Source organism: Mesorhizobium sp. M7D.F.Ca.US.004.03.1.1, from assembly GCF_003998635.1.
Taxonomy (GTDB): Bacteria; Pseudomonadota; Alphaproteobacteria; order Rhizobiales; family Rhizobiaceae; genus Mesorhizobium; species Mesorhizobium loti.
The window spans coordinates 1-6,051 of sequence record NZ_RZQG01000334.1 but is presented as its reverse complement, the minus strand read 5'-3'; the positions used below and the strand labels follow the sequence as shown (position 1 = coordinate 6,051).

Below are 6,051 nucleotides of genomic sequence, written 5' to 3'. Positions count from 1 at the left end.
CCTATTGGCTGCAGGGCGATTTGCGGCTGATCGATGTTCGGGACGCGGTTTTCTGGAACCAACACGATCCGGAACCGCCGATGCCCGATCTCGACCGAAGCGGAACGGCGCCGGTCATCGAAGCCGAAGTAGCAGGAATTTTCCGCGACCTGCCGGAACTGGCGGCGGAAGTTCGCACGCCCTTCAAATATATCTGCTCGGCCGCATTCTCCAGCGTGCGGTATCGCGGCCGGGTTTTCGTCATCGATCCGGCCTGTCATCCCGACGAATGCGGTTCGCTCACTGAAATCATCGCTATGCGATTCAGATCGGAACTAGGGCGTCTCGCGCTGATGCAGCAAACAACCGAGGCGGCCCGCGCTGAAGAGCGCGCGAGGCTCGCGCGCGACCTCCATGACAGCATCCTGCAGGATCTCACTGCCGCTAGCCTGAAACTCAAGCTCATCGCCAAATCCGTTCCCAAGGAACCAAAAGCTAACGTGGCCGATGTGAATACGCTCGTTTTCAATTTGCAACAGCGCATCCGGCAATATGTCGATGACCAGCGCTCCGTCCACCAATATGATGAGGCGCCGCTCTGCCGGGCGCTGCCCGGTCTAACAAAGCTTCTGAGGCAGCAATGGGATTGCCGGATCGAGGCTACCCTCGATCCGCCGGACCTCGAAGTTCCAAAATCCATGCAGCATGAAATCATGCAGCTCGTCTCTGAGGCCACCGCCAACGCCGTCCGGCATGGGAAGGCAACGCAAGTGCGGATTGAGCTTGTTCGTGCCGATTCCGGCGTTGAGCTCGAAATTTCCGACAACGGATCGGGAATGGCAACTGATGTCGAACCGAAACGGCCCTTGTCGCTGTGCGCGCGGGTTAGCGAACTCAAGGGTAACCTGACAATCTGCGGCGCGTCGCCGGGACTGAGCCTGCGCATTGCATTGCCCCTGGGCCAGGTAGCGCGATAATGTATTCGGTTGTCCTCGCTGACGATCACCCTTTGCTGCTTCGCGGATTGCAGGGTCTGCTGAAAACCGCGCCGGATTTCAATGTGTTGGCGGCAACGGCGAGCGGGGCGCAAGCGTTGTCGCTCATTAGCGATCTCCGACCCGATCTGGCCGTGCTTGATGTTTCCATGCCGGATGTTGGCGGACTGGAGATCCAGCGAACCGTTTTTAAAGGGCGGTTGCCGGTGAAGGTAATTTTCCTCACCGCGACTCTGACAGGCCGCCAGATCGCGGACGCAATATCAATGGGTGTGTGTGGCATCCTCTTGAAGGAGTATGCCCCCGAAGCACTCTTGGACTGCATGCGGCAGGTCGCAAGCGGAGAGAAGTGGCTGCCGCCGGAGCTAGTAGTCAGGGCAACGAGCGCCGGGCCATCCGATAGCCCTCAAAAACTCGATCTGCTGACCGTCCGCGAAAGGGAGGTCGCGGTACAGATCTGCGGAGGATTGTCCAACCGAGCCATTGCACAGAAATTGGGAACAACCGAAGGGACCATCGGCATTCATCTAAACAACATCTACCGCAAGCTGGAGATCACCAATCGCACGACACTTGCTGCGCTCCATCTCCAATATATGGCAAGCCCGAATGGCTGATTTCAATCAGGGTCGCACAGGCAGAATAATCAGGGTTGGACTTGGCTTGATTGTTGGGGCGACGTTTGTTGTCCTTGCCATGCGCAATGTCCACATTGCAGAGGTTGGCGCTATGCTCCGCCGTGCGACCGTCGCGCCACTCCTCTTTGCCATCTGCGCCTTTGTTATTGACTTTCTTCTGAGGGCAGTCCGGTTCTGGATGATGCTGCAATGGACGACCGGTCGCCGCTTGCCGTTGAAACCTACGGTCGGTCCCTTTATAGCCAGCTTCGGCATGAGTGATGTTCTTCCCCTGCGGGTTGGGGATGGTTTCCGTGTTCTGTGGTTTAGCCGCCAGTTCGATATCCCGGCAGGGACAGTTATCGGCACCATGATCATCGAGCGCATTCTCGATCTTGTCACCATCGTCCTATTGGGTGCGATGTCACTGGCGCTGGTTGACCTCACTGCTTCACCCGCATTGGTGTGGAATTTCCAGCTTTTGCTCATTCTCTCGCTTAGCGGTGGATTGGGGGTGCTATTTGCCCCGGCGCTTTGTTACCGCTTGCTCGAAAAATTATTCCGGCGGGTCAACTTCGGTCCCATCATTGTTCTGATCACTGCATTGCGGGCCGCATCGGAGGCAATCGCACAAATTAGCTCATGGCGCCGCCTAAGCATGCTCACGGTTATGTCATTTGCCTTGTGGCTTTTGGAAAGTGGTGTTTTTCTTGGGGTTTGGGTCAGCTTAGGCGGATCAACCGATGCCTTGTTGCAACCCTCTCTGGCCTTCGCTTTCAGCACGCTCGGCACGCTTGTGCCGAGTCTCCCGGGGCATTTCGGTCCGTTTGAATTCTTTGGGCTTCAGGCCTTCACGCTCGCAGGGGTGGACACCCCAATGGCGGCGGCCGTCGTGTTGCTGGCCCATCTTATTCTGTGGGCGCCTACAGCTCTCTTTGGAATCGGGTGGCTGTTGTCGGCGGCGACGCAGAAACCAGATGCTTCAAGCAAAATCCAGACCTCGGGCTGATCTGCATCTGGAACGGGATCGGTCAGCGAACTGCAATATCAATTCAGTTAAATCGGCTTTCAACGGCGTGTGTCGCGTTGCGATGGGCGATGGCCATGACGGTGCCCTGAGGATTGACGATCGTCGGCCCGCACAAGAGGGACGCGTCGGCGATATAAAGTCCATCAGCATCACGAACGCGGCCGAACGAATCCGTCGCGCAAATGGCGTCGTTTCCACCCATCGGACATGATGAAAATACGTGCACCGAGGTCATGCTGCCATCGCTGCCGGCAAACGTAGCGGGAAGTTTTCGGACATCTTCCATGGAACGGAGCACCGGATAGCCCGGAACACTCGGATAGACAGCGACAGCGCCAGCGGCAAATAGCGCCTCGGCCAATCGCTTTAGGCCATCGGCGAGTTTTCCGAGATCCGCCTCATTTTGCCAGACCCTCACCAACGGATCGCGAAAAAACGGCAGGTTGCGCACCGTCGCCCTTCCGCTCGCTGCCTGCACATAATATATCCCCATGCGACGCCAGTGCTGATCGATTTCCGCGAAGTGCCCGGCATGATTTGCCATTGCGAGACCGAGCATCGGCCGTTTGCTGATAGAGCATCCCATGCCGAACCAAGGCTCAAATTCCCTGATTTGATGAACGGGATCGGGATCGTCCGGATTGTTCACATCCCCATCAAACTGCGCGACGACCTTCAGCATCGGGTGGAAATATAGAGAATTGCCAATATTTTTGGTCAAACCGGAACGTCGCAGAAGGGCGGGTGTCTGAACCGCTCCGCAAGCAATGAAGATCCGATCAGTTGAGATTTCTATCCTTTGTGATGGGCCGTTTGGCGGCGCATGCAATGCTTTCACGCACCATTTGCCCCCTGAACGCATCAGTCGGGTCGCACGGGTGTCCGCGATCAGACGGCCGCCTGCTTTGAGAAATCGCGGAACGAAGGTTTCCGACATCGATTGTTTTCGACCTGATTTTCCTGCGCCGTCGTACCGGAACAGACGAGGCGCCTCAGTCGCCTGCCACCCAAGACGGGCAGCCCCGTCGCGCAACCGCGTCGAAATAGGGGGCGTCTCGCCGGGAATATATTCGATCCTGGCGGTGTTCTCGCAGGCAACGAAGTGGGGCATCAGCCGGTCGAGAGACAAGTCCCCGACTTTGAAGATGGCCCGCCACTGATCGAGCAAATGTTCCGGCGCGCGGTGATAGAGGCCACGGTTGATCTCGCTGCCGCCGCCAACGCACCGACCTTCGACATAAGCAATTTTTGACGGACCAAAGGCTATGCAGATACCGGCATTTCGATATTTGACAAGCAACTCTTCCTTTGAAAAATGCGGGACCGACTGAAGCGACAAGTTTTGGCCTTCTTCGACCAGAAGCACTGATTTGCCCGCTTCCGCACACAAGGTCGCGGTCACCGCGCCGCCGGGCCCGGAACCGATGACCACGATGTCAGCCGTCATTTGGCTCGTGACAGGCTCAGTTGTGTTCACGATGCGATCCACATTCCACGTCCTGCTTGTAGAGTTCAGAATAGAGCCCAAAGAACGTCAAGGTCCGGTAGAAGGAGATTAGCGCGGGCCGGATCTTCAGACGTGAAAATTGCCAATGCCTCAACTGATCCGCGCGACGGTCAGGGCTCAGCTGATGAAAGGGCTTTCCGGCGACCGGGAAGGACCAGGCATCGAATACGAGGGTCAGGATACGAAAGGCCAGACGGAGGTAGTCCGGCATGCCCGCATGCGCCGCCAATACATAGATCCCGATGGCCTCAGCGATTTCGGGAGTTTCCCGCGAGGGCAGTTCCTGGCGGATCAAGGTGTCCGCGATGGCCTGGACACATTTTTCAAAACTCGGAAGGGGTGAATGCACCGCTTTTCTCCAGCGACTGCACCACGGGCTGGAACAGCGCATCGTGATAAGACTGGAAAGTCCTGCATCGCGGGTCCCTGCGCGTGGATCTTATGATGGCGGGCATGCCGACACGGTTTGCCACCGCCCAATCGCGGTCAAAGCGGTCGCCTATCATCAGCGAGCGGCTCGGATCCACACCGGTCGCACCAAGTATCTTGCGCAGCCCGGCGGGGTCGGGCTTTATCCTTCGCACGTCGTCGTCTGCGGCGCTGACTACAAAGTCCGCCTTAAGCGCCAGAGCCTTGAGCTTCTCAATGGCGGGATAGTCGGAACACACGGCAATCGTCCGACCTGAGCGGTGCAGAGCATCGAAAAGTCCCTCGACCCCCGAATAGCGGCAGGCGCCGAGATAGGCGAGAGGGCGTCGCTCGACCCATTCGTTGACAACTTCGCGAACGTACACCTCAGAACAGCCGCATCGCATCGCCGTGTCTTCAAACTGGCGATCCACGAAATCGGTCTGCACTTGCTCCGCCAGCGCTTCCCTGCATTGCCGGAATGTGCGCAGAACATTCAATGTCTTGAGGCTTCTTGTCCGCATGGCGGCGTGCAGCAAATTCAGCGCCATGCGCGTCCTGAGACGCCGCTGATTGTAGAGGGTCCCGTCCATGTCGAAGATCACGAGATCGATGTCACTCCATATGATGGACTGGTCGGGCTTTCTCATTGCATGTCGACAGGTTTGAAGCTGGGCGCCGACAGATCGTAAAGCCACGGCAAATCAACGAACGACAAGATGAATATCGCCATCACTGCCAGGATCAGCGACGCCATCAGCCGGCGCGATCGAAACATTCTTTCAGGCCGCTGCGCTATGGAATTCTTCAACAAGGAAAGCCACAGATAGGATGCGAACAGGATCGCGAGAAAGGGTAGAGCCAATATGTATTCGAGCCGGTATTTGGTCAGGAAGACCGCAATAAAAAATGCTGCCATCATGGCGTAAAGAAAGCAGGAGACCGTCAGGTTCTCGGCGGTGTAGAAACGGAACGATCGGCGGTAGCGCTGGAGCAAATCCACATTCCCGCTACTGGTAATGTCCCGGTATTCGGAAAGCCGCTTTGCCCCCATGAGGAAGGCGCCGGCAGCCCAATAGCCTAAAAGCAGACTGCTCGGTGGGAGTGCCGCGTGGTCAATCATCGTCCAGCCTAGTGTCAGTCTGATTGGATTGTTCACGGACTCCGAAATTACATCCAGATAAGGCAGATCCTTCGATCGAAGGGGTTTCACGTTGTAGGTCAGCCCCGAAATCAAAAAGATGACGGAGGTGTAGAAAAATGATGTTCCAACCGTCGTGGCGAGCAGAAGGCCGACCGACGCGAAAAGGAAATACTGCAGATAGACCAAGTGCGGCGACAGCGAACTTAGCACGGCGCTGCGCGTGCGTTTGGTTGGATGAAAGGCATCGAATTCTCGGTCGAGCCATTCGTTCAGGACGTAGTTCGCCGAGGCGATGGCAACCGCGCTCAAGAATCCAACCGCGATGGCCCCTGCCGCGTGATCTAGCGGCGGTTCTCGCAAAGCATAAGCGA

At 57.1% G+C, this 6,051-nt stretch carries 7 protein-coding genes; 3 read left to right on the top strand and 4 right to left on the bottom strand.

Annotated elements, in window-relative coordinates; all coding sequences use genetic code 11:
* The 3 genes from EN935_RS18905 to EN935_RS18895 form a co-directional block, all read left to right on the top strand.
* Positions 1-956, top strand: a 956-nt coding sequence (locus tag EN935_RS18905) for a histidine kinase (protein WP_206534539.1), incomplete at its 5' end; no start/stop codon positions are given.
* Positions 956-1,591, top strand: coding sequence for a response regulator transcription factor (locus EN935_RS18900; RefSeq protein ID WP_109663450.1), 636 nt, complete (start codon positions 956-958; stop codon positions 1,589-1,591). The genes EN935_RS18905 and EN935_RS18900, both read left to right, overlap by 1 nt.
* A complete protein-coding gene (locus EN935_RS18895) occupies positions 1,584-2,600 on the top strand; it encodes a lysylphosphatidylglycerol synthase transmembrane domain-containing protein (RefSeq protein WP_109663448.1) in 1,017 nt (338 codons plus the stop codon). Before EN935_RS18900 ends, EN935_RS18895 begins: the two co-directional genes overlap by 8 nt.
* 43 nt (positions 2,601-2,643) lie before the next feature.
* Here the strand turns inward: EN935_RS18895 and EN935_RS18890 are convergent, their stop codons facing one another.
* From EN935_RS18890 to EN935_RS18875, 4 genes are all read right to left on the bottom strand, one after another.
* Positions 2,644-4,110: a GMC family oxidoreductase gene (locus EN935_RS18890; RefSeq protein WP_206532334.1), complete on the bottom strand. Its 1,467-nt coding sequence runs from the start codon at positions 4,108-4,110 to the stop codon at positions 2,644-2,646.
* Positions 4,085-4,477 carry a hypothetical protein gene (locus EN935_RS18885; protein ID WP_127262228.1) on the bottom strand — a complete coding sequence of 131 codons (393 nt, stop codon included), beginning with the start codon at positions 4,475-4,477 and terminating at the stop codon, positions 4,085-4,087. Before EN935_RS18885 ends, EN935_RS18890 begins: the two co-directional genes overlap by 26 nt.
* The gene (locus EN935_RS18880) at positions 4,452-5,186 is read right to left on the bottom strand and encodes an HAD family hydrolase (protein ID WP_109663441.1); all 735 of its coding nucleotides are present in this window, start codon (positions 5,184-5,186) and stop codon (positions 4,452-4,454) included. The genes EN935_RS18885 and EN935_RS18880 overlap by 26 nt, the downstream gene beginning before the upstream one ends.
* Positions 5,183-6,051, bottom strand: an 869-nt coding sequence (locus EN935_RS18875; RefSeq protein WP_127373512.1) for a UbiA family prenyltransferase, incomplete at its 5' end; no start/stop codon positions are given. The genes EN935_RS18875 and EN935_RS18880, both read right to left, overlap by 4 nt.

What these genes read in the sequence shown, in the direction of transcription:
- EN935_RS18900 (WP_109663450.1), top strand. Translation starts at nt 956, where the DNA reads ATGTATTCGGTTGTCCTCGCTGACGATCACCCTTTGCTGCTTCGCGGA.
- EN935_RS18895 (WP_109663448.1), top strand. Translation starts at nt 1,584, where the DNA reads ATGGCTGATTTCAATCAGGGTCGCACAGGCAGAATAATCAGGGTTGGA.
- EN935_RS18880 (WP_109663441.1), bottom strand. Translation starts at nt 5,186, where the DNA reads ATGAGAAAGCCCGACCAGTCCATCATATGGAGTGACATCGATCTCGTG.